The sequence below is a fragment of the Microcoleus sp. bin48.metabat.b7b8b9.023 genome (genome assembly GCF_013299185.1).
Lineage (GTDB): Bacteria > Cyanobacteriota > Cyanobacteriia > Cyanobacteriales > Microcoleaceae > Microcoleus.
In genome coordinates this window covers 12719-39600 of record NZ_JAAFKG010000013.1, presented here as the reverse complement: position 1 = coordinate 39600, position 26882 = coordinate 12719, and the positions used below count along the sequence as shown (strand labels likewise).

Annotated in this window: 29 protein-coding genes; 19 read left to right on the top strand and 10 right to left on the bottom strand. The window is 44.8% G+C overall.

Features of this window, described 5'->3' with window-relative positions; all coding sequences use genetic code 11:
• Window positions 1–181 precede the first annotated feature (181 nt).
• The 4 genes from QZW82_RS10175 to QZW82_RS10160 all read left to right on the top strand — a co-directional run bounded on the left by QZW82_RS10175 (window position 182) and on the right by QZW82_RS10160 (window position 3628).
• Window positions 182–682, top strand: a complete 501-nt coding sequence (locus QZW82_RS10175; protein ID WP_293147633.1) for a GNAT family N-acetyltransferase — start codon at window positions 182–184, stop codon at window positions 680–682.
• A gap of 64 nt (window positions 683–746) precedes the next feature.
• Window positions 747–899: a GNAT family protein gene (locus tag QZW82_RS10170; RefSeq protein WP_293147631.1), complete on the top strand. Its 153-nt coding sequence runs from the start codon at window positions 747–749 to the stop codon at window positions 897–899.
• Window positions 900–905: 6 nt separating this feature from the next.
• A complete protein-coding gene (locus tag QZW82_RS10165; protein WP_293147629.1) occupies window positions 906–3008 on the top strand; it encodes a VWA domain-containing protein in 2103 nt (700 codons plus the stop codon).
• Window positions 3009–3106: 98 nt separating this feature from the next.
• A complete protein-coding gene (locus tag QZW82_RS10160; RefSeq protein ID WP_293147627.1) occupies window positions 3107–3628 on the top strand; it encodes a GNAT family N-acetyltransferase in 522 nt (173 codons plus the stop codon).
• Window positions 3629–4030: 402 nt separating this feature from the next.
• Here QZW82_RS10160 and QZW82_RS10155 read toward each other — a convergent pair whose 3' ends face one another.
• Entirely contained in the window at window positions 4031–5353 is a 1323-nt protein-coding gene (locus QZW82_RS10155; RefSeq protein WP_293147625.1) for a tetratricopeptide repeat protein, read from the bottom strand.
• A gap of 34 nt (window positions 5354–5387) precedes the next feature.
• Here QZW82_RS10155 and QZW82_RS10150 point away from each other — a divergent pair, with 34 nt between their 5' ends.
• The 4 genes from QZW82_RS10150 (at window position 5388) to hisC (ending at window position 9913) form a co-directional block, all read left to right on the top strand.
• Window positions 5388–6635 (top strand): esterase-like activity of phytase family protein, encoded by a 1248-nt coding sequence (locus tag QZW82_RS10150; RefSeq protein WP_293147623.1) that lies wholly within the window; start codon window positions 5388–5390, stop codon window positions 6633–6635.
• 422 nt (window positions 6636–7057) lie between these two features.
• Entirely contained in the window at window positions 7058–7909 is an 852-nt protein-coding gene (locus QZW82_RS10145; protein ID WP_293147621.1) for an alpha/beta hydrolase, read from the top strand.
• A gap of 192 nt (window positions 7910–8101) precedes the next feature.
• The gene (locus tag QZW82_RS10140; protein ID WP_293147619.1) at window positions 8102–8815 is read left to right on the top strand and encodes a glycerophosphodiester phosphodiesterase family protein; all 714 of its coding nucleotides are present in this window, start codon (window positions 8102–8104) and stop codon (window positions 8813–8815) included.
• Window positions 8816–8866: 51 nt separating this feature from the next.
• Window positions 8867–9913, top strand: coding sequence for a histidinol-phosphate transaminase (gene hisC, locus QZW82_RS10135; RefSeq protein ID WP_293147617.1), 1047 nt, complete (start codon window positions 8867–8869; stop codon window positions 9911–9913).
• Window positions 9914–9984: 71 nt separating this feature from the next.
• Here hisC and QZW82_RS10130 read toward each other — a convergent pair whose 3' ends face one another.
• The 6 genes from QZW82_RS10130 to QZW82_RS10105 form a co-directional block, all read right to left on the bottom strand.
• A complete protein-coding gene (locus QZW82_RS10130; protein WP_293147615.1) occupies window positions 9985–10467 on the bottom strand; it encodes a type II toxin-antitoxin system VapC family toxin in 483 nt (160 codons plus the stop codon).
• Window positions 10461–10757, bottom strand: a complete 297-nt coding sequence (locus tag QZW82_RS10125; protein ID WP_293147613.1) for an antitoxin AF2212-like protein — start codon at window positions 10755–10757, stop codon at window positions 10461–10463. The genes QZW82_RS10130 and QZW82_RS10125 overlap by 7 nt, the downstream gene beginning before the upstream one ends.
• 46 nt (window positions 10758–10803) lie before the next feature.
• Window positions 10804–11604 (bottom strand): class I SAM-dependent methyltransferase, encoded by an 801-nt coding sequence (locus QZW82_RS10120; protein ID WP_293147611.1) that lies wholly within the window; start codon window positions 11602–11604, stop codon window positions 10804–10806.
• A 140-nt stretch (window positions 11605–11744) separates the two neighbouring features.
• A complete protein-coding gene (locus tag QZW82_RS10115) occupies window positions 11745–13385 on the bottom strand; it encodes a 2-isopropylmalate synthase (protein WP_293147610.1) in 1641 nt (546 codons plus the stop codon).
• Window positions 13386–13856: 471 nt separating this feature from the next.
• Window positions 13857–14378, bottom strand: a complete 522-nt coding sequence (locus QZW82_RS10110; protein ID WP_006633075.1) for an NYN domain-containing protein — start codon at window positions 14376–14378, stop codon at window positions 13857–13859.
• Between the two features lie 723 nt (window positions 14379–15101).
• Window positions 15102–15749, bottom strand: a complete 648-nt coding sequence (locus QZW82_RS10105; RefSeq protein WP_293125294.1) for a response regulator transcription factor — start codon at window positions 15747–15749, stop codon at window positions 15102–15104.
• 414 nt (window positions 15750–16163) lie between these two features.
• Between QZW82_RS10105 and QZW82_RS10100 the strand changes: the two genes are divergently transcribed.
• Complete coding sequence (locus tag QZW82_RS10100; protein ID WP_293125296.1) at window positions 16164–16352, top strand: hypothetical protein; 189 nt, start codon at window positions 16164–16166, stop codon at window positions 16350–16352.
• A gap of 46 nt (window positions 16353–16398) precedes the next feature.
• On the opposite strand, the gene QZW82_RS10095 is transcribed toward QZW82_RS10100, so the two are convergent.
• A complete protein-coding gene (locus QZW82_RS10095; RefSeq protein WP_293125298.1) occupies window positions 16399–16839 on the bottom strand; it encodes a ferredoxin in 441 nt (146 codons plus the stop codon).
• Window positions 16840–17187: 348 nt separating this feature from the next.
• Here QZW82_RS10095 and groES point away from each other — a divergent pair, with 348 nt between their 5' ends.
• From groES to QZW82_RS10055, 8 genes are all read left to right on the top strand, one after another.
• A complete protein-coding gene (groES, locus tag QZW82_RS10090; protein ID WP_194008182.1) occupies window positions 17188–17499 on the top strand; it encodes a co-chaperone GroES in 312 nt (103 codons plus the stop codon).
• Between the two features lie 136 nt (window positions 17500–17635).
• Entirely contained in the window at window positions 17636–19276 is a 1641-nt protein-coding gene (gene groL / locus QZW82_RS10085; RefSeq protein ID WP_293147608.1) for a chaperonin GroEL, read from the top strand.
• 497 nt (window positions 19277–19773) lie between these two features.
• Entirely contained in the window at window positions 19774–20133 is a 360-nt protein-coding gene (locus QZW82_RS10080) for a hypothetical protein (protein WP_096828726.1), read from the top strand.
• 27 nt (window positions 20134–20160) lie between these two features.
• A complete protein-coding gene (locus QZW82_RS10075) occupies window positions 20161–20394 on the top strand; it encodes a hypothetical protein (protein WP_293147604.1) in 234 nt (77 codons plus the stop codon).
• 98 nt (window positions 20395–20492) lie between these two features.
• Window positions 20493–22166 (top strand): phospholipase D-like domain-containing protein, encoded by a 1674-nt coding sequence (locus QZW82_RS10070; RefSeq protein WP_293147602.1) that lies wholly within the window; start codon window positions 20493–20495, stop codon window positions 22164–22166.
• Between the two features lie 174 nt (window positions 22167–22340).
• Window positions 22341–22601: a hypothetical protein gene (locus QZW82_RS10065; RefSeq protein ID WP_293147601.1), complete on the top strand. Its 261-nt coding sequence runs from the start codon at window positions 22341–22343 to the stop codon at window positions 22599–22601.
• A 41-nt stretch (window positions 22602–22642) separates the two neighbouring features.
• On the top strand, window positions 22643–23026 hold the full coding sequence (locus QZW82_RS10060) for a hypothetical protein (RefSeq protein ID WP_293147599.1): 384 nt from the start codon (window positions 22643–22645) through the stop codon (window positions 23024–23026).
• An 84-nt stretch (window positions 23027–23110) separates the two neighbouring features.
• Window positions 23111–23599, top strand: a complete 489-nt coding sequence (locus QZW82_RS10055) for a hypothetical protein (RefSeq protein ID WP_293147597.1) — start codon at window positions 23111–23113, stop codon at window positions 23597–23599.
• A 36-nt stretch (window positions 23600–23635) separates the two neighbouring features.
• Here the strand turns inward: QZW82_RS10055 and QZW82_RS10050 are convergent, their stop codons facing one another.
• Window positions 23636–24112: a GNAT family N-acetyltransferase gene (locus QZW82_RS10050; protein WP_293147595.1), complete on the bottom strand. Its 477-nt coding sequence runs from the start codon at window positions 24110–24112 to the stop codon at window positions 23636–23638.
• Between the two features lie 232 nt (window positions 24113–24344).
• Between QZW82_RS10050 and QZW82_RS10045 the strand changes: the two genes are divergently transcribed.
• A complete protein-coding gene (locus QZW82_RS10045; RefSeq protein ID WP_293147593.1) occupies window positions 24345–25004 on the top strand; it encodes a glutathione S-transferase family protein in 660 nt (219 codons plus the stop codon).
• 165 nt (window positions 25005–25169) lie between these two features.
• Here the strand turns inward: QZW82_RS10045 and QZW82_RS10040 are convergent, their stop codons facing one another.
• A complete protein-coding gene (locus QZW82_RS10040) occupies window positions 25170–25808 on the bottom strand; it encodes a GNAT family N-acetyltransferase (RefSeq protein ID WP_293147591.1) in 639 nt (212 codons plus the stop codon).
• A gap of 440 nt (window positions 25809–26248) precedes the next feature.
• Between QZW82_RS10040 and QZW82_RS10035 the strand changes: the two genes are divergently transcribed.
• Window positions 26249–26773 carry a hypothetical protein gene (locus tag QZW82_RS10035; RefSeq protein WP_293147589.1) on the top strand — a complete coding sequence of 175 codons (525 nt, stop codon included), beginning with the start codon at window positions 26249–26251 and terminating at the stop codon, window positions 26771–26773.
• Window positions 26774–26882: the final 109 nt, after the last annotated feature.

Genomic DNA, 26882 nt, shown 5'->3' with positions numbered 1-26882 from the left:
ACCTCTCCAAAAAACTAAGTCTAGAACAGGCATCCTGCCTGTTCCACAAGAATTATTGGAGATGTTTTTTGCATGAAGATCGGTAAACCGTAGGTTGGGTTGAGGAATGAAACCCAACCAAAATGTTTGTATCCAAACAAAACTGGTATAATAATCTACTGGTAGAAGTTATACAATCATCATGGAAGAGATAGAGACAGCCCGATTGTATCTGAGACAATTTACGCCAGACGACTTAGATGAGCTGTACCGCATCTACAGCGATTCAGAAGTGATGAAGTATCTAAGCGAAGGCGTCAGAAATAGAGAAGAAACAGCAGCAGATTTATTGGAGATAATCGCAGATTGGGAAAAACATGGTTTCGGTTTGTGGGCTGTTGTCAACAAACAAAATAACCAATTGATCGGGGACGGGGGGCTGAGATTTTTAGGCAAAACACCTGAAGTAGAAGTCGGTTACGTGTTAGCAAAAGCATACTGGGGGAAAGGTTTAGCATCGGAAGTTGCAGCGGCTAGCCTCAAGTATGGATTTGAAGTATTGAAACTAGACAAAGTTGTTGCAGTTGCAGATACCGAAAACAGATCCTCGCGGCGGGTAATGGAAAAAGTGGGGATGAAATACCAGCATAATTTTGACGATTGCGGTCGCGATCGAGTATATTATGCGATCGCAAGACTCTAATATTTTACCTCGAACGAAACCCAACTAAAATATTTTTAGCCAGACAAAATTTGAAATATTAAAGTTGGAGAGAATAGTTGCGATCGCCCGCCCCCAAAATATCGCATTCCAGCGGGTGATGCAGAAAGTTGGTTTCAAATATGAAAACAACGCTCGTTATTATGAAACTGATGTAGTATGTTATTCAATATCGCGATCGCAATATTCTCAGGAGTAAAAATCTATGCGTAAACTTTTGTTGCAAATAGTGCTGCTAAGTCCAGTCATTTTAACTTTTTACTGGATGAATCCCAAAAGTGCGATCGCCCAAAAAGTCGATCGCCAAACCAACGCACCAACTCCCACAAATGTCTCTCAATCGGCTGACATTGCACCGAGTAGCTGGGCTTTTCAGGCACTACTATCCTTAGCAAAACGCTACAGTTGTCCGATTGTCTCCCCGGTTGGTACTACTTTAGGCGATCGACCTTTAAAGCGCTCCGACTTTGCGGTAAGTTTAAATAGTTGTTTGGTAAAAGTCGATCGGGCGATCGCAGCAGGTACGCCAAAAGTCGGCCCCGAAGATTTAGCGATTGTGCAGCGTTTACAGACTGAATTCGCCCCTGAATTAGCGACGCTGCGCGGTAGAGCTGACGCATTAGAAGCTCGTAGTGGTGAATTGGAACAAAATCGAAATCCCCAACTTTCAGAACCAAATTCTGTACCTTTACCAGCGCCTTCTCCCCAAACAGCCCCTCAGCGAGTGAGACTTAACCTTGACAATCGCGCTCCTAACAATCTTACAGGACAAGATTTATTAAGAACTAGAAATTTTGGCGGCATTAATCAGCCAGTAACTCCACTACCATCACCTACAACCACAGCCTTGCCCGCCCAAACCCAAGAATTCGATCGCGAAGGATACAACCGCATTTATGATAACTCCTATCAGCGGGCTAGCAACAACCCGCTTTCCACATTTGGCATCGATGTCGATACAGCATCCTACAGCAATGTCCGACGCTTTATCAACAGCGGGGTGATGCCGCCCAAAGATGCGGTGCGCCTCGAAGAACTAATTAATTACTTTACCTACGACTATCCGCAGCCAAAGGGCGATCGACCTTTTTCAATTAATACAGAAGTCGCCAATGCTCCCTGGAATCCCCAACACAAATTAGTCCACATCGGCTTGCAAGGAAAAAGCATTTCCACCAAAAATTTACCGCCGAACAATCTCGTATTTCTAATCGATGTTTCCGGTTCCATGAATTCGCCGGATAAATTGCCGTTAGTCAAAGCATCTTTGAAATATCTAGTGAGCGAATTGCGAGCCAAAGATAGCGTTACAATTGTAGTCTACGCCGGAGCCGCCGGGTTAGTTTTGCCTCCAACACCGGGCAACCAAAAAGAAAAGATATTAGATAGCATTGACAAGCTAGAAGCAGGCGGTTCTACCGCAGGCGGAGCGGGTATTCAACTAGCCTACAAAGTTGCTAGAGACAACTTTATCAAACAAGGAAACAACCGCGTTATTCTGGCAACGGACGGAGATTTTAATGTCGGCGTTTCCAGCGATGGCGAACTCGTGCGGATGATTGAAGAAAAACGAGAACAAGGAGTTTTCCTCAGCGTCTTGGGATTTGGTACTGGCAATTTGCAAGATGCAAAAATGGAACAGCTAGCCAATAAAGGTAATGGAAATTACGCTTATATCGACAGTTTGCTGGAAGCCAAAAAAGTTTTGGTAACTCAAATCGGAGGCACGCTATTTACCATCGCCAAAGATGTGAAAATTCAAGTAGAATTCAATCCGGCTAAAGTTCAAGCCTACCGTCTAGTCGGTTACGAAAATCGAGTTTTGCAAAATCAAGACTTTAACGACGACAAAAAAGATGCAGGTGAATTAGGTGCAGGGCATTCGGTAACGGCAATTTACGAAATTATTCCGGTTGGTGTCGCCAGCAATGTCAAATTGCCGGAAGTCGATCCGTTGAAATATCAACCGAACCCAGCCACTGCTTCAGCGTCTCAAACTGATGAATTGATGCAGGTAAAGTTGCGCTACAAAAAACCTAACGAGACAGTGAGTCAGTTAATTACGCAGTCGATAATCGACAAACCTGTGAAACTAGAAAATGCCTCTGCTAACTTCAGATTTGCTGCTGCTGTAGCTGCTTTCGGGATGGTTTTGAGAGATTCTGAGTACAAGGGGGCAGCTAATTTCGATCAAGTATTGAGGCTGGCAAGTCAGGCGAAAGGTGAAGATAAGGAAGGCTATCGAGCAGAGTTCATCCGTTTAGTTGAAAGCTGCAAGACGCTAGTGGCAAAGATAGGAGTAAAGTAGTTTTGTAGGGTGCGAATTAATCGTTACCAGGCAGAGCCTGGTAACGCAGATATGGAGGATATACCTCCAATTTTTATGGTAGAATAATGATTGTCATCATGCAACAAATAGAGACAGCCCGATTGTATCTGAGACAATTTACACCAGACGACTTAGACGATTTGTACCGCATCTACAGCGATGCGGAAACAATGAAATACCTCACAGGAGTTAGAACTAGAGAAGCCACAGAAAGCGCCATTCATGCTATGCTCCAACGTTGGGAAGAACACAACTTCGGAATGTGGGCTGTAGTACATAAGATAGATCGTAAAATGATTGGTCGCTGCGGACTTGCTTTTCTGGACAAAACACCGGAAGTTGAGCTTGGCTATGCCTTCGATAAAGTTTATTGGAATCAAGGATTGGCGACAGAAGCATCTTTTGCTAGTCTAAACTATGGATTTAACATATTACAGTTGGAGAGAATAGTTGCGATCGCCCGCCCAGAAAATATCGCCTCCCAGCGGGTGATACAGAAAGTAGGCATGAAATATGAAAAAAATGCTCGTTATTACGAAACTGATGTACTATATTATTCTATTTCACGAGAAACTTACCAGTCCGCAGTATCTGCGTAGGATGGATAATGGGTACCCGATCGCGTTTAAATTACTCGCATCACAAATTAGGATCGGAAATTAAATAATTTATACCAATTTTCAACGAAATAACAGCATTCTTGTTCCCCCCCTTAGCAAGGGGGGGCTAGGGGGGGTCGAAGAGTGTTGTACAATTTTAGATAAATGGTATTACATAAGCTTGTGGAATGGGCGTCCCGCCCGTTCAGAAAGGACGGGCGGGACGCCCATTCCACTAGAACCATCAAATTGTAAGTTATTTATAGCCTTTCTCAAAAAGATGAGGTATAAATGACAGCTTATATAACCACTTAAACCAAGAGGGCTGAAGCCCAACAACGTACCTCATCTTTGTGACAACCGCTATAATTCTCATTCCTTGGCATGATTGTCTGCGGATAACTACGAAGTCCGTTGCAATTGCTTGTTAACCTTAATAATCTTCTTGTCAAAATACTCTTTTCTGTGTCCCAATCTTTTAGCCACTTCCAACCCCTTCTGATAGGCTTCCAAAGCTTTCTTGTAATCCTTCATTTCCTGATAAACTTGACCGAGATTGTCGTAAGCATTCATCAATCCGTACCAATTGTAAGCCCGTTCTTCCAAAAGCAACTGCATTTGATAGATTCGCACAGTCGGTTCTAGCTGTTTTTGCGATCGATAAAGCAGTGCTAATTTATCCAAAGCTTCGCTAGCTTGGGCGTACTGTTGGATCGGGACGGCTAAATTGTATGCTTCCTGATAGTATTGAGCTGCTAGGTTGATTTGACCTATAGTTTGGTAATCGGTGCCGATCGCAATTTTGAGCGGTGGTATCGCCGCCGGATTTTGCAGGTTGACATACACAGATGCTAGTTTTTCCCGGGCTGCGATCGCCTTTAGGGGCTGTTTCGACTGTTGGTAAACGTAGGCTAACTGTCTCAGAGTATCTACCTCTGTCGGAGCAGTTACAGGCTGTGGTGGCGCGCCATTTCCCGCCGTTACAGCAGTAACTGGTACAGCAGCATTAGCCACAAATAAAGCGCGGTTTTCCTGAATTAAAGTTGCCAATTCCTCATACACCGCAGCCGCTTTATCGTAACTCAGCCAATTGACGTGAATAAGTGCGATCGCCTTTAAAATCTGACCCTGAGCCAATATATCTTGATTTTGGCGCGCATTTTCCAGGATTTGTTGGTAAACTTCTACAGTCGGGCCTTTAGCGCGCACCTGCCCAAAAGCCGCAGCTAAAGCCGGGAGCAACTCAGTATTTACCGGCACTTGCGATTTAACTTGTTTGTGAATTGCTTGCAGCCGTTTAGTAATAAGCTGAAGTTCCAGGTTTTTATTGCTACTCCAAGCAACACTTCCCACCCGACTCAAAGCAGCAATTTCCGCCGCCGGGCCAAGATATCGGCGCAGTCGCAATTCTCGAAACCAAATATCAAAAGCACCAGCCCCATCTCCAGCTTCCAGTTTAGCCGCTGCTTCTAAGCTTAGCTTTTCCAAAGCCGCACTCAGATCCTCCCGCTGAGTGCTACTCAAAGATTCAGTAGCGGGTTTTAGGGGATCGGGTGTGGTAAGTTCTAGAGGATTAGGAGAAAATTGATCGAGGGGTGGTGGATTAGTTTGGGCGCTAGCGATCGAACCAGCACACAGCCACAACCAAAGCAAGCACCCAAATGGCACAGAATTTCTCATAAAAGAAATATAATTGCCACCATTCGGCAGCCCTGCTCGAAACATCAAGTTTTGCATATTTAACAAAACGGTATAAATTATGTCACAAAGATGGCACACCAGCCAACTGTTCAACAAGAGCAACAAAATACAACTTACCGCACTGAGCAATTATTGGAATTTACAGGCTTTGGGCCAACGCATTTTGCGCCTATTCAGTTTAGCTCTAATTTTCCTAACTGTATGCACAGCTTGCGCCGCCCCTCCCGCTGTTGCTAGAGATCGCTCTTTTCCAGAAATATCCCTAGGCTTTTTGGGCGAGTACCAATTGCCAAAAATCAACTTTGAAGGATCGCCAGTCGGCGGTTTATCAGGAATCACCTACGACGCCAAAGGTATTAGCGGCGTCACTTCCAAAGCTTATCGTTTTTACGCCCTTTCCGACGACAAAAGCGAAAACGGAGAAGCCAGATTTTACAGTCTGCGACTCGATCTTAAATCCAGCGATCCAGCCAATATCAGCCTCGAAAAAGTTTCTGTTGAAGGCGTTACATCCCTCAAAAAAGGGGATGGCGAAACCTTCCTTTGGGGTTCCATCAATCCCGAAGGTATCGCCCTGTCTCCACGGAATTCAGTATTTGTCGCCAGCGAAGGCAGCCCTCCTTTTGTCGGAGAATTTGACCTCACCACCGGGAAATTGCGAGGAAATTTGCCAATTCCCAAGCGCTACATTCCCGATACCAACGATGAACAACAACAGCAAGGAGTCCAGAAAAGTTTAGGTTTTGAATCCTTAAGCATCGACCCAGAAACCTTTAGTCCTGGCGGTCTCGATCCGTTTAGGTTGTTTACAGCGACAGCAGCGCCGTTAATTCAAGATTTAGACCCAGACAAAGCAAACAAAGTCCGTCTTTTACATTATATCATCGTCGATAAAACACCACAATTAGTCTCAGAGAATCTTTACAAGACAGACGAAGTGCCGATGACTGTTTTGAACGGGCTAACAGAATTGGTAACTGTCGGTGGCGGTCAATTTCTGAGTTTAGAGCGTTCTTTTGGGATATCGGGATACAGCGCTAGAATTTATCAAGTAGCGGTTGGCGCGGCGACGGATACTTCGAGAATCGAGAGTTTGAAAGGGCAAATGGCAATGGTCGAACCTGTGAGGAAAAAGTTGCTTTTGGACTTGGGTGAATTGGGCATTCCGCTGTACAATTTAGAGGGAATGACTCTCGGCCCGCGTTTGCCAGACGGCAGTCAAAGTATAGTTTTGGTGAGCGACGATAATTTTGAGGAGGCTCAGAAAACTCAGTTTATTTTGTTGAGTTTAAAAGGTAAAATTTAGGGTGATGATTGTGTTTGGTATCGCAGTCCTTGCAGGAGTCTTCAAAAGTTGACAGTTAAGAATTTTAGAGCGACCTCTACCTAGAAATGTGAGGTACGTTGTTGGGCTTTAGCCCTCTTATGCTTTAGCTCTGTTATATTTATTATATAGTAAGCAAGGTCGCCTCAAAAAATCTATTTACAGTCATACCTCATCTTTCGCTCTAAAGGCTATATATCAGAAACAAGATTCCTCCGAGTCATTGGTTTGCTAACAAGTTTTTTGGTGACGAATGCAAGTCCTAGTTAATGGATGCGGACTAAAGTCCTCACTACAAACTTTTGGATGCGGACTAAAGTCCTCACTACAAACCTTTGGATGCGGACTAAAGTCCTCACTACAAACGTTTTGCGTATTCCTGAAATTAGTCAAACTTTTTCTATATGCCTGCACGCCACAGTTTAAAATTACCAGATATCGAACTTTCTTATCTAGAATGGAACTCACAAACAGGGACAGAAAAAGTTCCGCGTTTGCTGTTATTGCACGGTTTAGCAGATAGTGCAGTGGTTTGGACTGGTTTGGGTAATTACTTGTCCAACCGCTATCATGTTGTAGCGCCGGATATGCGCGGCCACGGAGAGAGTAGCAAACCGGAAACGGGTTATACTTTTTCAAGGGCGATCGCAGATTTGGAAGCTTTGATGGCACACCTCAACTGGCAAAATGCCCACATTCTCGGACATTCTTGGACTGGAAAACTAGCATTAATTTGGGCGCGGCACAATGGCGATCGCATTTCGAGTATGATTTTAGTAGACCCAATCTTCATCACCAAGCTGCCCGCTGTGATGAAACTCAGTCTACCAATAGTTTACCGCAAATTAGACTGTCTCAAATGTATGGGCCCGTTTGCAACTTTAGCCCAAGCCGAAGCAGCCGCCAAACAATCGGGAGAATACGCAGGCTGGAATGAAATGCAACAAATGATCTTCCAAAACCACATCGAACAAAAATTAGATGGAAGTTGGGGAAGTAAATTTGTGATTGCCGCCAGAAATCAGATTTTTGCTGAAGTGATGAAAGTTGCCGGTTTAACGGAAAATATAGATATCCCAACTTTGTTCGTACAGCCGGAAACAGGCGTAAATCGCATGGATTGGCAAATGCAGCCCTACAAAACATACTTGCAAAATCTGACAATTGCCAAAGTACCGGGGAATCATTGGTGTTTTTTGACTCAACCGGAAACTTTCAATCAAACTGTGGCAGAATTTTTAGATAGCTGTTCGTAGTGAGGACTTCAGTCCTTCAGGTTCGTAGTGAGGACTTTAGTCCTTCTTCAGACAAAAGAAAAAGGACTGAAGTCCTTACTACAAACTGGACTTTAGTCCTTCTTAAGACTTGCACAAAGGACTAAAGTCCTTACTACAAACTAGGACTAAAGTCCTTACTACAAACTAGGACTAAAGTCCTTACTACCAAGAATGAATTTAGAAATTATTGCACATCGGGGATTTTCGTCGATCGCCCCTGAGAACACTTTAGCAGCTTTTGAATTGGCGATCGCCCGCGGAGCCGATTCGATCGAGTTTGACATCCAGCTATCGGCTGACGGCGTGCCCGTGGTTTTCCACGACGCCACGCTGGATAGAATCACCGGAGTTGCCGGTAAAGTCAGGGAAACAAATCTGTCAGACTTGCAGACACTCAATGCTGGTAAATGGTTTAGCGATGAATTTTCAGGGGAAAAAATTCCTACCTGGAAAGAAGCCTTAGCTATCCTCAAGAATGTTGACAAATTTCTCTACTTTGATGTCAAGCCGCACTGCGAATGGTCGGATACAGAAGTTGCGGAGTTTGTCAATACTTTGCACCGTGCAGGAATTCAAGAAAAATGCGTTATTACCTCGTTTAGCGAGAAATTTCTCGGACAAGTGCGGCGGCTAGATGGCGATTTGGCGATCGGACACATTGTTGCTAATTTAGAAGCATATAAAACTCAATTGTCTCAAGCTGTCGCCCATCGCGATAACTTGATTACCAGCCTGTATCGTGTTTTATTGGAAAACCCCGCACTAATTCCAGAAACCCGCAATCAAGGAGTTGACATTGTAGCGTGGACGGTGGACGATCGCGCAAATATGCAAAAGTTAATTGATTTGGGTATAACTCGGATTGTCACTAATAGTTTGATATAATTTTGCAACCGCAGATGTAGGCAGATAAACGCAGATGAACGCAGATAAAAGATGAACTACTTTCGCAAAAGCATCCACGAAATGTCCGGTTACGTGCCGGGTGAACAGCCACCGCTAGGCACAAAAATTATTAAACTAAATTCTAATGAAAATCCCTATCCGCCTTCTCCAAAAGCCTTAAAAGTGCTTCAGGAAATAGACCCAGAAATGCTGCGGCGCTATCCAGATCCAACGGGTAAAACTTTCCGCATCGCCGCTAGTAAAGCCTTGGGGGTTCCTGACGATTGGATTGCCGTAGGTAACGGCAGCGACGATTTATTAAATTTGATCGTTCGCGCGGCGGGCGAATCGGGTAAACAGATTGTTTGTCCCTCACCTACCTATGTATTGTACCGCACGCTGGCAGAAATTCAGGATGCAGAATTTGTCCAAGTTCCCTATCCCGATGACTACAAGTTACCCGTAGATTTGCTAATAGCAGCCCGAGGTGCTGTGACATTTATAGCTTCGCCGAACAGTCCGTCGGGAACAGCGATATCTGTGGCAGATTTGGAGAAACTTGCTCAAGAATTATCGGGTATTTTAGTCATTGATGAAGCTTATGTAGATTTTGCCGAAAACAATGCTTTGGAGTTGACAAAAAAGTACAGTAATGTTATAATTTTAAGAACGCTTTCCAAAGGTTATTCGCTAGCAGGATTGAGGTTGGGTTTTGCCATAGCAAATCCGGCGCTGTTGGCTGAATTAAATAAAATCAAAGACAGCTACAATGTGGATGCTATAGCCTATGCGGTGGCGGCGAGTGCGATCGCAGATTCAGACCACAAAACAGCCAACGCCGAAAAAATCAAGGCTTCCAGAGCGCAACTAGCTGTTAGTTTCCAGGAATTAGGCTTTGAAGTTTGGCCCTCGCAAACCAACTTTTTGTTAATCAGGCCGCCAAACGGCGATGCAGAAAGGATTTATCAAACACTGAAACAGCAGGGAATATTGATTCGATACTTCAATCAGCCGCGATTGGACGATAAATTGCGAATTAGTATAGGTACGGAAGAACAGAATCAAATATTACTTAAAACATTGAAAGAAATCCTCTAGATAACCACCCAGCAATATAGGTTCGTAGTGAGGACTTCAGTCCGCATCTATCGGAGGACTCGCATTCCCCACTACAAACCATTTGATTGCGGATAATTATTAGGATTGTCGATCGCCAATCCGGCAGACTGAGCAATATCCAGCAGCCTGTTATCCGCCGAAACAAAAACTAATTGAGTTTCTGGCATTAATGTTAAAAGAGATTGAACGCGCAAAGCAGACGCCAATTGCACAGCATCGTAAGCGCGCAGCGGATATTGAACAATCAGTTCACCAGCCCTTTCAACCAGTCGCTCATCAACTTCGATAACTCTATACCGACTATTGAATTCAGAACGAAAATTGTGAATAAGTGCAGCAACTTCCGCAGCATTTATACTGCCTTCACGCTGTCTGCGTGCAAAAGCACTAAGAACTTCCACCCACGTTATCCGCACCAGAAGCAGCGAGTTACCAGTCTCGAAATCCGTGAGCGTCTTGATCCAAGGGCTGCCAATTTCAACCACATATCTTTTGATAAGGGCGCTGCTATCCAAAAAATAAATGTTTACCACGGGCCGCGATCCTCGATAATAATTTCTGATAAAGGCTTGCCAGGTTTTGCCGCTAACCTTTGAGCCAATTCATACACATCTTCATCAGTGACAGCCTCGACTTTATCAGGAGCGTTAGGTAGTGGAATCACCAATCCTCGGTCAACTAAAAACTGGATTGCCAATTCTGCCTGCTTTTTTGGATCGTCTGGCCAGAGTTGAATCCGCACAGTTTCCCCATCTTGGAAAGACACAGAACTCAGGGGACGAAAAACCCCATTTTCATAGACAGCAGTAATAGTTTCTGGCATAATTAGCCTCTCAATTAAACACTTGGACTTATTGTACTTCTTTTAATTACTTCGTTGCCACCACAGCCAAATTCCAAGCCAACCGCTTCATCAGAGGCAACTTCTTCAACCACCCATCCAACCCTTCCAAACGAGAATATTCCGGCTTCAATCTCTCTTGTTCGATAATAATCTTCTTCCAATAACGCTCTTCATTCGGATGCACTTTTTCGATCAAATAAAAGCGTAAAAAAATCCAAAGGGAAGTCAACCAAAACGTATCGTAAGCAGTCTGGGAAAACAGAGACTTGACAAGTTTCACAATATTAATATCCAAAGGAGTTTCATCCTCAGTCCGCACCTCAGTCGCCATCCTGCGGTAAACATTAATCACTGGATTGTGCTTCATCGGGTCCCAAAAACAAGCTTTGCCGCCCGGTTTCAGGACGCGGTACATTTCGCGAATCGCTTTTTCTGGTTCCGGCAAATGGTGCAACAAATTGGAAGCGTAAACAATATCAAAACTGTTGTCTGGGAAATCCAGCGCCATGGCATTCACCGTACAACCTTCGATTGTTACGCCATTTATTTCTGCCAATTTCATGGCCACTTCCACCATGCCCTCAGAATAATCAGCCGCCACACAATGTGCACCTTTCTTCGCAAAATAAATGCTATTTTCTCCGGCGCCACAGCCTAAATCCAAGAGGCGTTTACCCGTGACATCGCCCATGTGCTGGATGATGAATCTATTTTCTGGGGCGGTGCAAGCTTCAAAGTAATCGTTGACACGGATGCCGTCAACATCGATTGTGGATGCCCAAGCATCGTGGAATTGTCGCTCTTTTTTTAAAGTTTCGTCTTGCATTTTTTTAATGTTTGTTGTTGGGAAAAAATATGTTTAAACCGCAGATGAACGCGGATTAACGCAGATTTATTGAGATTTATCTGCTTCGATCGGTGTTCGCCTGCGGTTTGCTTTAAGGAAGATGGCTGAGAATCAATTTATCAGCGCTGTGCTTCTGCGACAACTTGATTTGCGATCGCAGTTGGCTGTGCGGAGGATTTTTCTTGACTGGCCTGCAATGCTTGATACAGGCGATTTAAGGCGCTGATGTATGCTTCTGCGGAGGCTACGATAATGTCGGTATTTGCCGAGTGGCCGGAAAATACTTTGCCTTCGTGCCGCAAGCGGATTGTTACTTCGCCGATCGCATCTATGCCCGCTGTTACCGATTGTACAGAAAACTCGATCAACTCGTTGGGTACGTTTACCACGCGGTTAATTGCCCTGTAAATGGCATCTACAGGGCCCGTACCGATCGCAGCATCCGTCAATTCTTCTCCCGCCGGATTCCGCACCGTGACGGTTGCTGTCGGGCGCGATTTGTCGCCGCAGGAAACCTGTACCAATTCTAACCGGAAAAGTTCGGGAGCTTGGTGGACTTCGTTATTGGCGATCGCCTCCAAATCCCAATCAGTAATCTCTTTTTTCTTGTCGGCTAAATCCTTAAACTTGACAAAAGCCTTATTTAGCTCATCATCTGCCATTTCAAAACCCAACTCTTTCAAGCGAGTGTGAAAAGCGTGGCGCCCCGATAATTTGCCCAAGATAATTTGATTTTCCGTTAAGCCGATCGACTCAGCGTCCATAATCTCGTATGTCAGCTTATTTTTCAGCACCCCATCTTGGTGAATTCCCGACTCGTGGGCGAAAGCATTGGCACCGACAATCGCTTTATTTGGCTGCACCAACATCCCAGTCAAATTGGAAACCAAGCGCGAAGTTTTGTAGATTTGGCGCGAGTCAATATTGGTCAGCGGTTCCTCAGAATCCGCCGGCCGGCCCAAGAACGGATTAAAGTATTGGCGGCGTACATAAAGCGCCATTACCAACTCTTCCAGAGCCGCATTTCCCGCCCGTTCCCCAATCCCGTTAATCGTGCATTCCAACTGTCTGGCGCCATTTTTTACAGCTTCCAAAAAGTTAGCAACCGCCAATCCTAAGTCATTGTGACCGTGAACCGAGATGATTGCCCGATCGATATTCGGCACATTTTCCTTAATTCCCCGAATCAAATCCCCATACTCGCTGGGAGTTGTGTAGCCCACAGTATCGGGAATATTCACAGTAGTCGCCCCGGCCTCGATCGCCCTTTCTAGAACCTGATACAAAAATTCGCGATCGGAACGACAAGCATCCTCCGGCGAAAACTCCACATCATCCACAAAAGACTTAGCATAAGCCACCATTTCCGGCACAATTTCCAGAACCTCAGCCCGCGTCTTTTTCAGCTTATATTCCAAGTGAATATCAGACGTAGCCAGAAACGTATGAATTCGCGAATTTACCGCTGGTTTAATCGCCTCGGCTGCTGTTTTAATATCCGGCTTTCTCGCCCTTGCCAAACCGCAAATTGTCGGCCCATCTTCCGTCCCAACAGTCCGAGCTATTTTTTGGACAGCCTCAAAATCTCCCGTGCTAGTGAAAGGGAAACCTGCTTCAATCACATCCACGCCCAATCGCGCTAACTGACGGGCAATAGTTAGCTTTTCGTCCCCATTCAGAGATGCGCCCGGAGATTGTTCTCCGTCCCGCAAAGTCGTATCAAAAATAATAATCCGGTCTTGACTTGGTTGAGTTTTCATAGCTCTAAAAAAGTGTTGTCCTGATTTTTACTTGTCCCCTGTTCTGGGTACGCGAGTTCCCAGTAAGTCGATCAATTTTAGATTTTAGATTTTAGATTTTAGATTTAGTTCACAGATTCAGATTCATCTAGGAGTTTGAACTTTGGTCTAAAATTTGTAACTGCTCGCGACAGGAGTCGGAAACTTGTAAGCTGTTCGACATTCAAACTGCACTATTTGTGTGCCAGACCCCATACTGTAAGGGGTTGAGGCAATAAATTTAAATGACTGACAGCTTATCCGTTTTTGGGCGATCGCACCAGTCTTGTGTTTCGCGCCCATAACCCAATAACCCATAACCCATAACCCATAACCCATAACTACTGACTGCTGACTGCTGACTGCTGACTAATAACTACTAACTAATAACTACTGACGACTGTCAACTGTCAACTGTCAACTGTCAACTGTCAACTGTCAACTGTCAACTGACTAATAATCCATTTTCTCGATATGTTCCCGAATTTCATTTAGGTCTATATACCTATCAGTAGCATTTCGCAATTCTCTAGCAATCATTCCTTCGGTAGATACCACAGTAATGTGAGTATTTTTCGATCGCAGTAGCTCGATCGCCCTCTCAAAATCCCCATCCCCGCTAAATAGCACAACTTGGTCGTACTGATCCACCGTATTAAACATATCAACCACAATTTCTATGTCTAAATTAGCCTTTTGAGAATATCGGCCCGAAGCATCATCGTAATATTCCTTAAGAATCTTAGTGCGAACCGTGTAACCCAGACTGATCAAAGCATCTCGAAATCCCCTTTGATCTTGCGGGTCTTTCAAACCCGTATACCAGAAAGCATTGATCAAGATGACATTTGGCTGCGAAGTTTTGAAATATTCGAGCACCCTGCGTGGATCAAAAAACCAGCCGTTCTTTTGTTGAGCGTAGAACATATTGTTCCCGTCCACAAAAATAGAAAGGCGGTTCATTAAGTTTGTCATAGAACTTAGACCTAATAATTGTAGAAAGAAGTTAATCTAAATATCACATTTTAGCAATATGGAGCTAACTGAGGCAATAGATTAAACTTCAGAAAACTCCATCCCCCCAGTATTTCATATTTTTGCCTCTACCGCCAGAGGGCTCTTTTAGGGGTGCTTGGATTCGATCGACCAACCTTCAAAAACCCGACTCTCAGTAACTCGGTAGAGGCTGTGGTTTGAACCTCCCCAGGGCTAAAGCGACGGGGATTCGGGCCCACCCAAAAGGGCGACAGTGGGACATTCAAATATCCCTCTAGACCCTCAAGCTTGTGGCTATTGGGCTTACTTTTTATTTGTTTGTTTTCCGAGTCCATCACTCTTGCCAGATAGGTACGCTCCTCAACCTGCCTTTATTTGCCCTTTAAGTATTCTGGGTTAGCGTGCCAGATATCTCGGTTGCCGGGATTTCTCCGCACTAGGTTGATTCAACACGTAGATGGTTATTCTTACTCACCTCTGGATTTTACCACTGTGGCTGAAGCCGCGCACTCGCTCCAAGGCGACTGAAGTCGCTAATCGGCTAGACCCCAGCCTTAAAAGGACGGGGCTTGCGCCTCGTTTTTCGGTCAAGCTTAATGGGGATCGAAACTACCACGCCAACCACCCTATCGCCCAGCAAGCATACCGAATCGGATTGCAGTATCTTTTTCTCCCCTAATTTCACAGCGCTAGAGCCTAAACTCAAGCCTTTTTGCTTTCCAGGGCCCAGCGAGCTAGCTCTGTCCGGTTGTGCAGACCTGTTTTGCCCAGCATATTGCTAACGTGGCTCTCTATAGTGCGCTGGCTGACATTCATCACGTCTGCGATCTGGCGGTTTGCCATACCCTGCGCTAGCAACTGTACCACCTTTAACTCAGTGGGAGTCAATTCGACATTGCGGCGCGCCTTAATTTTCGGGCCGCTCTCAATACCTGGATTTGAGTGACGAATCAAGCGGGACGCTGCTTTCAGAGAAGATTCTACTTGGGCTACCAGTTCTTCGGGTTCAAAAGGTTTAACTATATAAACATCAGCTCCAGTGCTCAACCCTTTTACTCGATCGGAACTTTGACCTTTGGCGGACAAGAAAAGAACCGGAATCCAACTCGTGCGCGGGTCTTCCCTGATGTGTTTGACTAAAGTGTACCCGTCCATTTCCGGCATCATCACATCACAGATGATCAAATCGGGGACTTCTTGTTCGAGTTTTTCTAGAGCGTGTCTGCCGTTTTCTGCTGTGATGACGTTGTAGCCCCGAAACTCTAAGTAATCCTTGACTAGCAAGATCAAGTTCGGGTCGTCGTCAACCAGCATCAGCCGTTTTTGCTCTCCTGAATTATTGTCCTTCATGTTTCTTCCCGCTAGAGTATCCCGCACAATTCCTTGTTTTTCACTCCTGTTTTTTCCGTCAGTCCAGTGTCAGCCCGGTTGGTTGGGAGTTGAGGACGGCGGTGGGGTGAAGGGATGGCGGTGAGGGGAAAGCGGGGCGGGTGTTACCGCTTCCCAACCAGTGTTCGATGCCCGTTTGTGAATGTCTTGCGACCTGGAACGGAGCCAAAACCTGTAATGGACGATCGCCTGTCACGATCGGCCTTGATTGATGGAAGACTCACGCTCCCGAGCCCAAGTTAAATATTTAATCTCGATCGGTTCAATTGCAAGTTGATGCCCCGGTTTTAAATGATACTTCTGATATAGAGAAATTTAAGCAGGCTCCCTACTTACGTATTTAACTATTTCTAGTGTAGTTTGGCAAACTGCCGGATGTCTGCTACTGAGAAACTTTTCGGTAAACTCTCGCCAGATCGCGATCGAACTGCTTCGATACACCTCCTAAAAAAAACACACAGCGACAAGCAAGACTACCAGAAACAGGCAGGAGAGTACAGTTGTTCGATCGAACCACAGGTGCGATCGCCCAACGCGCTCACGCTCTCTACTTTACCGTCTTAAACCTAACACCTTACTTATCCTGCTGTGCTTTTTCACCGCGCTATAGTTAAATATCTGCTTTCGCCTCAGCAGGCTCCGGCAAAGGATGAGTTAAAAAAGCGTATTCTTCAACCACCTCCTGGCCGATCAGATGTTCTTGAATAATTCTCTCGATGACGGGGGGCGTAACATCGCGGTACCACACTCCGTCTGGGTAGACTACCATAATAGGGCCCGACGCGCACACTCGCAGGCAGTTAGCTTTAGTCCGAAAAATGCAAGTTGGCCGATCGGCTTTTGGCTTGTCCAACCCCAATTCTTGCAAGCGTTTTTTTAAGTAATTCCAAGCCACCAGACTGCTTTCTCGATCGCAACACTTGGGCACGGTTTGGTCGGCACAGATAAAAATATGTCGCTCGATTCGATCTATTCCCAGGCTTTGAACGCAAGCGCTCAAGCCTTGGCTGCAAGATTCATCGTTGTTATTTTCAGATTTATTTTCAAACATTTTATTCATTCGTTAACAATAATTAATTAGCGATCGAAACTCATCACCCCTCTCCCCCTCTCCCCCTCTCTCCCAATCTCTCCCAATCTCTCCCAATCTCCCCCTATCTCCCCTAATCTCCTCCAATCTCCCAACTGTCAACTGTCAACTGTCAACTGTCAACTGTTGAACCCTCATCCTCGGTTCGGGAACCCGTACAGACAGATAAGTTGCGATCGCCCCTTACTAAAGCTAAATTAGCACTCAGGAGTCGAGAGTGCTAATATGTCAGTGTAAGCAGTCAGCCGTTGCTTTCATCGCGACCACTGACGGCTAACTGACTAGGATCTGTAATCTGGAGATTTATTTATGGCAGCAGTATCACTGAGTGTTTCTACCGTTAAACCGCTAGGCGAGCGCGTGTTCGTAAAAGTAAGCGCTAGCGAAGAAAAAACCGCCGGCGGCATCCTTCTACCCGACACAGCTAAGGAAAAGCCCCAAGTAGGTGAAGTCGCGGCCGTGGGCCCCGGCAAGCGCAACGACGACGGCAAGCGCGTTGAAATGGAAGTCAAAGTCGGCGACAAAGTTCTCTACTCGAAGTATGCCGGTACCGACATCAAACTCGGCACCGATGAATACGTCTTGTTAGCCGAAAAAGATATTCTGGCGATCGTCAACTAATTAATCATTAGTCATTAGTCATTAGTCATCAGTCATTAGTTCGATCGCGAGCAACGCAAAAAAACTAATGACAAAGGACAAATGACCGCCATCCCTCCCCAATCAAAAATCTCAAACCCTCTCATCCCCAAAAACTATGGCTAAGCGCATCATCTATAACGAAAATGCACGTCGCGCCCTCGAACGCGGTATGGACATTCTCGCCGAAGCAGTCGCCGTTACCCTCGGCCCCAAAGGACGCAACGTCGTTCTCGAAAAGAAATTCGGAGCTCCTCAAATCGTCAATGACGGCGTAACCATCGCCAAAGAAATCGAACTAGAAGATCACGTCGAAAATACAGGCGTTGCTCTAATTCGTCAAGCCGCCTCCAAAACCAACGACGCAGCAGGCGACGGCACCACAACTGCTACCGTTCTCGCCCATGCAATGGTCAAAGAAGGCCTGCGGAACGTAGCTGCTGGTGCAAATGCGATCGCCCTCAAGCGCGGTGTTGACAAAGCAACCGGCTTCTTGGTCGAAAAAATTGCCGAACACGCCAAACAAGTAGAAGATTCCAAATCCATCGCTCAAGTCGGCTCAATCTCTGCTGGTAACGACGATGAAGTCGGCCAAATGATTGCCAATGCAATGGACAAAGTGGGTAAGGAAGGCGTAATTTCCCTGGAAGAAGGGAAGTCTATGACCACCGAACTGGAAATCACCGAAGGGATGCGCTTCGACAAAGGCTACATTTCTCCCTACTTCGTCACCGACACCGAACGGATGGAAGCGATTCTGGAAGAACCCTTCATCTTGCTGACAGACAAAAAAATCGGCTTGGTACAAGACTTAGTACCAGTGCTCGAACAAGTAGCTCGTTCCGGCCGCCCGCTGTTGATCATTGCAGAAGACATTGAGAAGGAAGCACTAGCTACTCTCGTTGTCAACAAACTGCGCGGTGTGTTGAATGTAACTGCTGTCAAAGCACCTGGTTTTGGCGATCGACGCAAAGCCATGTTAGAAGATATCGCCGTATTGACCGGCGGTCAACTAATCACCGAAGACGCCGGTTTGAAACTGGAAAACACCAAGCTGGACATGATCGGCAAAGCCCGCCGCATCACCATCACCAAAGACAGCACCACAATTGTTGCCGAAGGTAATGAAGTCGCAGTCAAGTCCCGCTGCGAACAAATTCGCCGTCAAATGGACGAAACCGAATCTTCCTACGACAAAGAAAAGCTGCAAGAACGTTTGGCCAAATTGGCTGGCGGCGTCGCAGTCATCAAAGTCGGCGCTGCGACTGAAACTGAAATGAAGGATCGCAAACTGCGTTTGGAAGATGCAATCAACGCAACCAAAGCTGCTGTCGAAGAAGGCATCGTTCCTGGTGGCGGTACAACTTTGGCTCACCTAACTCCTCAATTGGAAGAGTGGGCTAATGCCAATCTGAAGGGCGAAGAATTGACCGGTGCATTGATTGTTGCCCGTGCTCTAGCTGCTCCTCTGAAGCGGATTGCTGAAAATGCTGGTTTGAATGGCGCTGTCATTGCTGAGCGCGTCAAAGAAAAGCCATTCAACGTTGGTTTCAATGCAGCGACAAATGAGTTTGTCGATATGTTTGAAGCTGGTATCGTTGACCCTGCGAAGGTAACTCGTTCTGCTCTGCAAAATGCCGCATCTATTGCCGGCATGGTGCTGACAACCGAGTGCATCGTCGTTGACAAGCCTGAACCGAAGGAAGGCGCTGCTGCTGGCGGTGGCGGCGGCATGGGCGGCGGCGACTTCGATTATTAAGTCGATCGTTTGATGGGGCGGGCTTTAGGGCCGGCCCTGTTATTTTGGTAACGGTTTTTAGCATAGGCATAACTTTAACTCTGAAGCGAAATTAACTAAACGCACAATCTATAAGGCCCCGTGCCTCTGTACTCAAAACGCGAACGAGGTTATATACCCAAAAACCTAACCCTGCGTGACCGTTGACAAACAGAGGAGTTAAAATGAACCTGCCAACTGCTGAACAAAGCATCAAGTGTGTCATACTATGTCAATCCTTAACCAATAAATTCACCATCCCTGTTTTCATCTGCCTAGACGAGCGAACAGGTAATCTATTTATACTGGCAGGAGATGATATAAAGATAGAAATCGATCGCGATGGTTCTTGGTTAGACAAAAATTAGAGCAACTGAAGACGAGTTAGCTCTAAAAAAGCGATCGCCCCTTGCCTGAAATGGTGAGGGATTTTTTTCTGCGATACAATCAAGACAGCACTTAAAAATCGTGATTTAAACATGGTAACAAGCTTAAATGTATTGCAATCCCAACCATCTAGCCAATGGAAAGTGACACTCCTGTTAGAAACTCTCTCATCAGGACAGGTTTCTGCTTCTGTTTTCGAGTTTCCGCACTGTCGAGTTGAAGCAGCAACTCGGGAAGAAGCCATTACCCAACTTCAAACCACATTGTTAGAAAGACTTAAGCATATTGAAGCTATTTCCTGGGAAGTACCAATTCAGGCTTCAGAACCCACCTGGATGCAATTTGCGGGTGTGTTTAAAGACGATCCAGATTTTCAGGAAATTATGGACGAGATTCGTGCCGAACGTACCTCTGACGATGACTCTGAAATCGATCCCTCATACTACCTGTAGAGGTGATTGATAGGATAGTAAGCTAACATGAATTTATCATTTAAAGATTTAAGGTTTATTATAGAAGCGATTGATCATCAAATCAATGCCTATCAAGAACGTTTGCAAATAATTGAAGATATAGAAAAAAATGAGGATGAGGCTGCGGATCTAGGGAATGATCTTAAATTCTTAGAGCTTCTCCACGCAGATATCGCTAGTTTGATGGGGCGGGCAATAATGCCCGCCTTTTTGATAAACAAAATAGCTGTCACCTGGTGACAGCTATATTTTTTTTGGCTGACTGATATACTCAGAAGGAGCTTAGGTACTCCTACTTTAGGGAACCGCTGTATAAAAAAATTTGAGGTAATGTGTCTATGTCTAATGAAAATAAAGAGAATCTTCAGAAACAGAAGCCCAAACGGAGTTGGCAAAATCAACTCTTGAGGGAGTTGCAGCAAAAATTAGACAAATTGAGCGAGAGTCATGGCAGCCTGCTTGAGCAAAACCAGAGAATAGAGCAAAAACTAGAGGATTTAAAGTCTCTGTTAGAAAATCGACCTGATATCATCACAAGTCAGGTCGATGAACCCAGTGATAAGCAATATGAAGATCGGCTAGTGTTTAACCGTCCTCATAGTCGAAAAGTGCTTAGTGATGCGCTGGAAAATGTTCAAGAGCGATTGATTCTGGTATGTCCTTGGCTGACTTCTTGGGCTACTGCTGTAGTGATTGAGAAGTGCGAAGAACTCATAAAGCGAGGTGTTCGGATTGATATTGGTTGGGGTACATTGAAGGATCTGGCTAGAGATCAAATAGATCCATTTTGGTATGGAGCATTGCCCACATTGCATGAACTCCAAAATAAAGATCCTGGGTACCTCAATTTGCTCAATTTGAAGAAATTGGGTACCCATGAAAAGTTTTTGGTGTGTGATAACAACTTTGCCATGCTGGGAAGTCATAACTTTCTCACCTCTAAGGAAAGTAGCCCAGAGTTTGAAGTGGGAATTTTGATCAAAGACACCAACACCATCCAAAAATTAATCAATCGTTTTGATGAATCTACTTTCGATAAGAGTGCGGCTCTTGATTACTTAAGTCGTGAAGGTGACACCTATGACCTTGAATATGACCTTGAAGAGCAACCAATAGAAATTGAGGTTTTGAAAAAAATTATTGAGAAGGCTGAGAAAAGGGTGGCTGAGAACAAGCAGAAAACTGTGGTTAAGCTTCCTCCTCCACAAACACCACCGGTCACTACTCTGAGAGAAGAGCCTATTGTGTTGCTAACTAAGTCTGAAAAAAGCGCTGATTTTACCACTAATAATTCAACTCCGCCTCCTCTTAAATTAAATTCAAATCGGAGAACTAGAAAGAGAACTATACAGTCAGAAGTAGGCAATGATTTGGGGGTAACATCTACAGCAAGTAGTGATAAAAAGCCAGATTTTCCTGTTTATAATAAACCAAAGGAAGAGGCTGTAAAACCCCCGATAATTACGCCAAGTGGCGGACTGGGTGAAATTATAGTTCAACTGAATTGGAGTCAAGGAACTGGAGAAGATGGTAGCAAAACTGCCATTGATCTTGATCTGGGTTGCTTGTATGAGCTAAAAGATGGACAAAAGGGCTGTATACAAGCCCTGAACGAATTCTTTGGTGATTTCTTTACAACTCCGTATATTCATCTGGGTGAAGATGACCGTAAGGGTGATAAAGGTGAGATTTTGCGGATAAATGGCGACAAGGTTGCTGAATTTAACCAGATTCTAGTTTACGCTTGGATCTATAAGGGCATAGCTAAATGGTCGGAGGCTAATGGTGTTGTCAAAATCAAATTGCCAGAGGTAATTGCTCAGGAAGATATCGAAGTGAAATTGGAGAATCCTAATGATGGTATAACGATACGTGCCATTGCCTTGTTTCAGAATGTTGGTGACAACAATCCTTTTAAAGTTACCAAGATTGAGGAATATTTTAGATACCACCCAGAGATGGATAAAGCTTTCAACTGGGGCTTAGAGTGGGTTGAGGGCTCTAAGGACTGAAGTAATTTGGGACAATTTTTCAAGGTAGAGGTTGACAATTTTTACTCGTTACCAGGCAGAGCCTGGTAACGCATATCCGAAGGCTCTGCCTCCATTGTCGCAGCACATAGAGTAGGGTGCGTCAGTTGCGTAACTCCCACATCAAAAAAAAATATCTCAAGTGTAGTAATAAATATGAGTTCTCCTAGAATCTTTGCAGACTTTCATGATGCTGATAAACAGAGTCGCCTTCGTCTGAATTGTGTTGGTACAATTGAAGATTTAAGTCGCCAAAATATTAAATTGCAAAATGGTCAATTGCTCACTCTCTATAGCGAAGAATTAGAAGTGGATGGCGTGGTGCAATATTCTGAAGAGGAAAGTCTTTGGGTTGCAGCAATTGATTGGAAGCAAATTAGACAAGTAGAGGATATGCTTCTTCAAGCAACTGTCTAGTTGGGTTTTGCCGAATATTCGTTCTTTGGCAGGGAAATCATATGAACTTATCATTTAAAGATTTCAGGTTTATTATAGAAGCGATTGAACACCAAATCAATGCCTATCAAGAACGTTTGCAAGTTATTGAAGATATAGAAGAGGATGAGGATGAGGCTGCCGATCTAGGGAATGATATTAAATTTTTAGAGCTTCTACTCGCAGACATGAAGAAAAGTTTAGATCGTAATACTTCAGTCAAGCCCTTAAGTTCTGATGAGGTTTTTTCGCCAGATCGGAATGATAATTCTTCCGAATATGCAAAAGAAGAATTATCTTTTCAAGAATTAATGAAATTAACGCTTAATTTGTCACTTAGCGAGCGATTATTTCTAGTAGAGGCGATTACCTCGTCTGTCCGTCAGGAAGTCACGATCGGCCAATAATCAGCCTACAGGAGCTTCAGAAGTTTGTTGTGATGATATACTGATCAATGATTGATTAATCCTAAGTGAGCAGAGGTCGGGCAAATGTCAGCCAGAATCACAATTAGCCCCAGCGAAATTCGGCAGATATTTCAGCCACGCACGTCCAGCGCTTCAAGGTTTTGGGAACTGGCTCAAAAAGCAAACAATTTAGCTGTAATAATTGAAGACCGTTGGGAAAAAATTCCTGCTGAAACGCAAGAATTACTCAAAATTTTTGCCTATACTTTTATTGAACCGCCTCAAGGAATTAAAGAGAGGTTGCTTAAATTTGTGGGGCTTTTTTCTTTGGCTATCGCTTTACCTTGGATTCTGCTTAAAGGTGAATTCGATAGTTATGTAGCTTATAAGAATGCCCTTGACAGAATTGTTAATGCGATTTTGAGTGAAGTAGAACGGGAAGATATGGCTTATCAAAAAGCACTATCTGAAGCCCTGGAAGAGACTTTTACAGAGTGGGAAACTAGCTCGGCGATGACGGCGGAGGAGGCCTGTGAACGGATCAGAGCAATTTCAAATCAAGCTCTCGAATAACTTTGAGAGAATTCAGCAAAAACTGATAGAATATTCTTAATTGCCCAAATCCTTGTCTTCAGAGACTGCCAAATTTTTAGTCATCAGAAAACGGTTATGAGGTTGATAACCGACTCTGTGATAAAGACGCTGTGCATCGGGATTTTCAAAATCTACTTCCAGATGAAGTGCTTGAACTTCTAAAACTCGGCAGGCATCCTCTACGAATGCTAAAGTCTGAGTTCCAATGCCTTGTCCGCGATACTTGGATCGGAGGTAAAACTCGTCAATAAAGGCATCTCGTCCTCGGTATTCCAAACTGTAACCAAGCGTCAAAATAATATAGCCGATCGCCTCATCTTCTTGCTGAATCAGCCACACTTGTCCCAAAGACGCATCTGCCAAAAGATTTGCTAGGACATCACGATCGACTTTTTCGTCGAATTCCAATTTTTCTTTTTTATGAAACTCTTTAACAAGTTCTAAAAGAAGCGTCATATCGGCGATTGCTGCAACTCGGTAGTTAATGGTCATAATACATCCTCCAAACTCGACAAGCGATCGACCGCTGCGTGCTGTACCAGTTTAGCAGCGTAAGTTATCAAATGCTATCCAGGCTCGATCGCACTACAGGTAATGATGTCCGATCGCACTAGAAGCCCGATCGCCCCCTGTGCGTGTAAAATTGACTAAAATCTAAATATTTTCAGCAGCGCGAGAGAACTCAATCCTTAACACATCACTCTCAACAAGCACCACAATCATCATGAAACTTTACCATATTCCCATTTCCACCAACTCCAGCCGCGTGTGGGTTGCCCTCATCGAAAAAAACCTACCTTTTGAATTGGTAACAATCCACTTGGACGGCGATCACTTGGAACCTGAATTTGTCGCCATGAATCCTTTTCATCGCGTCCCTGTTTTGGTCGATGGTGACTTCACTGTTGTCGAGTCTCTGGCAATTCTTGACTATCTAGAAGCGAAGTATCCCGAACCGGCCATGCTGCCGAAAGATCCGAAAGATTTGGCAATTGTGAAAATGGTAGAATTGGTCACAGTTAACGAACTTGGGCCGGCACTTTATCCCCTCAGCAGTGAAAGAATGGGTTGGGGAATTCCTGAAGCGCAGGTAATCGAAAAGGCTAAGGAAAAAGTCGATACTGTGCTGACATTCTTTGAAGGTTTGTTGGACGATCGCCCTTTTTTCGCTAGCAACACCTTAACATATGCCGAGTGCGTTGCTGGTACTGTCGTGCCTTTGCTGTCCTGGGTTGATGTATCCATAGACGGATATCCCAAAATTCAAGCTTGGTGCGATCGGCTAATGTCTCGTCCCTCATGGCAACAAACCCGATTCACCGAGGCAGATTTGGCAGTTTACGCCTCTCGGAGACAAAAATTTCTCGAACAATCTCAAGCCTGATGAACAAATTCATTATCAAGGAATCGCTATTTGTTGAGGCTCAAGTTCAACTAGAAGTGAAGCAGAAGGTAGAAATTGGGTAGTGCTGCTTTCTTGAATGATGCAATTGATACAAGCCTTTCTCCATAACGATTGAGCGTGTGAAAAGCAGGCGCTGATGCACCACTACCCATACTTAGTTGATGAGAGGGAAATCTCCTTGCGTAAAAATAGCCGGCGCGGCTGGCCGAACAGCCAATAAGTCCAATGCCAATCCACCTGTTGCAAGCGGTAGCCTGCTTGATAGTACAATTGTCGCGCCCCGTGATTATTTTCCAAAACGTGGAGGTAAATCTCCGAAAATCCCCATTCTCGGGCTGTATTCTCGCAGTTGTCGAGCAGTTGTTGAGCAACTCCCTGCCGCCGATACTCGGGGTGAACTGCTAAATTTGACAAGTAAGGATAGTCGGAATTGGGTATTTGCCAAGGGAATCGAGAACGCAGAGCCATTTCTATTGTTCCTGCTATAGACTGAGTTTGGTGCGATCGATAATTCTGCATTCCTGACTCCCGCGAGACTAGCTCAGCCACGAGACAAATATAGTGCTCTGCCTTAGAACGCAGTCGATTTTTTAAATCTTCGTAAATGCCTAAACGCAACACTGGATACACCCATTCTACAAACCCCTCACGGGAGTGAAAGCTCATGGCCAAAATATCTGCTAGTTGTGTCAAGTCATTCGATGCAGCCACCCGGATCGAAAAGCCAGAAAGTCCGGGAGTTTGTTGTTGGTGAGAAGCTGAGGAAAAAAAGGAAGGATTCACAATTCCAGGTCACTATATTAATTTTTCTACGGGGGTTACCGAGTCTGCCCATCTGAGAAATTTCACTTCTGGTGATAATGTAATATCACTTTTTAAAAAAGAATGTAACTTTAGACCAACTCCCAATCATGATATTTGTCATCGAGAATCTTAAATTTAAGAGATTAAATTGTATGACTTATACTCAGAGTTTATGAATGCGATTCAGTCACATTCTTTTTGTACTTTACTCTAACTATTATCTGATGTAAATTGGAGATATTCAGTATTTTAGACTAAATTTATTTCCAATGAAAACCCATCCCTTAATACTAGATTTGTGGGTAGCGGGAAAGTTATTAAAAACAATCAAAAAGGTTTTAACGTCTGCTTCCCGGAAGCGTACCGCTCTCTGCTTGCGGAAATACCCGATCGAATATAATTTATCCGTCTAGCGGTAATTGACAATATCAACTATCTACCAGACCAATACCGGGCGCGATCGCAAGTCGGATGTTGGCTGCCTGTCCCAGAACCAGACAACGCAGCTTTCAGCAGTGCTGGGCAATCAGCAAGCCCGTCCCCTCGCGAACTGGCCTTACCTGTTGCGCCGGGGGGCTAGATATTGTCCAGCGATATTGTGCTGCGATACTGTGCTGCGGGCGATCGAGAGCTTCAAAACTTCGATCGAGCGGCTCGATCGGTTTCCACAGAGTACATCCCTAGCTAAGATTAACAGATGGATGCTCAAGATAGCGGTGTTTCGCCGCAGTAATTGGCTTGGGCGTTGGTCTGCACGAGGCATAAAAAATGCCGCGCTCTGCCCAAAAAGTGCCAGTCTCACTAAAATGGTACAGCAATTGCGTCACTCGCACTTCCCCGCCTGTGTTGTCTGTCTGTCCCCCCCCCCGAATATCAGTCAGGGACACAGGGGCCGGAGAGGAAAGCCATATCCTTGGCAGAATGTGAAAGTTGCTGTCACCTAGGCAGCAAAAACACAGGGGAAGATGTTGGTTGTCTATTGTATCCTGCTACAGACAGTTTTTACACACCAAATAAAACAGGAAGATGAGCGATAATAGCACATAAAGAAAG

What these genes read in the sequence shown, in the direction of transcription:
- QZW82_RS10080 (WP_096828726.1), top strand. Translation starts at nt 19,774, where the DNA reads ATGGTAACAAGCTTAAATGTATTGCAATCCCAACCATCTAGCCAATGG.
- QZW82_RS10065 (WP_293147601.1), top strand. Translation starts at nt 22,341, where the DNA reads ATGAGTTCTCCTAGAATCTTTGCAGACTTTCATGATGCTGATAAACAG.
- QZW82_RS10175 (WP_293147633.1), top strand. Translation starts at nt 182, where the DNA reads ATGGAAGAGATAGAGACAGCCCGATTGTATCTGAGACAATTTACGCCA.
- groL (WP_293147608.1), top strand. Translation starts at nt 17,636, where the DNA reads ATGGCTAAGCGCATCATCTATAACGAAAATGCACGTCGCGCCCTCGAA.
- hisC (WP_293147617.1), top strand. Translation starts at nt 8,867, where the DNA reads ATGAACTACTTTCGCAAAAGCATCCACGAAATGTCCGGTTACGTGCCG.
- QZW82_RS10155 (WP_293147625.1), bottom strand. Translation starts at nt 5,353, where the DNA reads ATGTTTCGAGCAGGGCTGCCGAATGGTGGCAATTATATTTCTTTTATG.
- QZW82_RS10070 (WP_293147602.1), top strand. Translation starts at nt 20,493, where the DNA reads ATGTCTAATGAAAATAAAGAGAATCTTCAGAAACAGAAGCCCAAACGG.
- QZW82_RS10060 (WP_293147599.1), top strand. Translation starts at nt 22,643, where the DNA reads ATGAACTTATCATTTAAAGATTTCAGGTTTATTATAGAAGCGATTGAA.
- QZW82_RS10150 (WP_293147623.1), top strand. Translation starts at nt 5,388, where the DNA reads ATGTCACAAAGATGGCACACCAGCCAACTGTTCAACAAGAGCAACAAA.
- QZW82_RS10110 (WP_006633075.1), bottom strand. Translation starts at nt 14,378, where the DNA reads ATGACAAACTTAATGAACCGCCTTTCTATTTTTGTGGACGGGAACAAT.
- QZW82_RS10125 (WP_293147613.1), bottom strand. Translation starts at nt 10,757, where the DNA reads ATGCCAGAAACTATTACTGCTGTCTATGAAAATGGGGTTTTTCGTCCC.
- QZW82_RS10055 (WP_293147597.1), top strand. Translation starts at nt 23,111, where the DNA reads ATGTCAGCCAGAATCACAATTAGCCCCAGCGAAATTCGGCAGATATTT.
- QZW82_RS10045 (WP_293147593.1), top strand. Translation starts at nt 24,345, where the DNA reads ATGAAACTTTACCATATTCCCATTTCCACCAACTCCAGCCGCGTGTGG.
- QZW82_RS10095 (WP_293125298.1), bottom strand. Translation starts at nt 16,839, where the DNA reads ATGTTTGAAAATAAATCTGAAAATAACAACGATGAATCTTGCAGCCAA.
- QZW82_RS10050 (WP_293147595.1), bottom strand. Translation starts at nt 24,112, where the DNA reads ATGACCATTAACTACCGAGTTGCAGCAATCGCCGATATGACGCTTCTT.
- QZW82_RS10100 (WP_293125296.1), top strand. Translation starts at nt 16,164, where the DNA reads ATGTCTGCTACTGAGAAACTTTTCGGTAAACTCTCGCCAGATCGCGAT.
- QZW82_RS10115 (WP_293147610.1), bottom strand. Translation starts at nt 13,385, where the DNA reads ATGAAAACTCAACCAAGTCAAGACCGGATTATTATTTTTGATACGACT.
- QZW82_RS10145 (WP_293147621.1), top strand. Translation starts at nt 7,058, where the DNA reads ATGCCTGCACGCCACAGTTTAAAATTACCAGATATCGAACTTTCTTAT.
- QZW82_RS10105 (WP_293125294.1), bottom strand. Translation starts at nt 15,749, where the DNA reads ATGAAGGACAATAATTCAGGAGAGCAAAAACGGCTGATGCTGGTTGAC.
- groES (WP_194008182.1), top strand. Translation starts at nt 17,188, where the DNA reads ATGGCAGCAGTATCACTGAGTGTTTCTACCGTTAAACCGCTAGGCGAG.
- QZW82_RS10165 (WP_293147629.1), top strand. Translation starts at nt 906, where the DNA reads ATGCGTAAACTTTTGTTGCAAATAGTGCTGCTAAGTCCAGTCATTTTA.
- QZW82_RS10140 (WP_293147619.1), top strand. Translation starts at nt 8,102, where the DNA reads ATGAATTTAGAAATTATTGCACATCGGGGATTTTCGTCGATCGCCCCT.
- QZW82_RS10075 (WP_293147604.1), top strand. Translation starts at nt 20,161, where the DNA reads ATGAATTTATCATTTAAAGATTTAAGGTTTATTATAGAAGCGATTGAT.
- QZW82_RS10160 (WP_293147627.1), top strand. Translation starts at nt 3,107, where the DNA reads ATGCAACAAATAGAGACAGCCCGATTGTATCTGAGACAATTTACACCA.
- QZW82_RS10120 (WP_293147611.1), bottom strand. Translation starts at nt 11,604, where the DNA reads ATGCAAGACGAAACTTTAAAAAAAGAGCGACAATTCCACGATGCTTGG.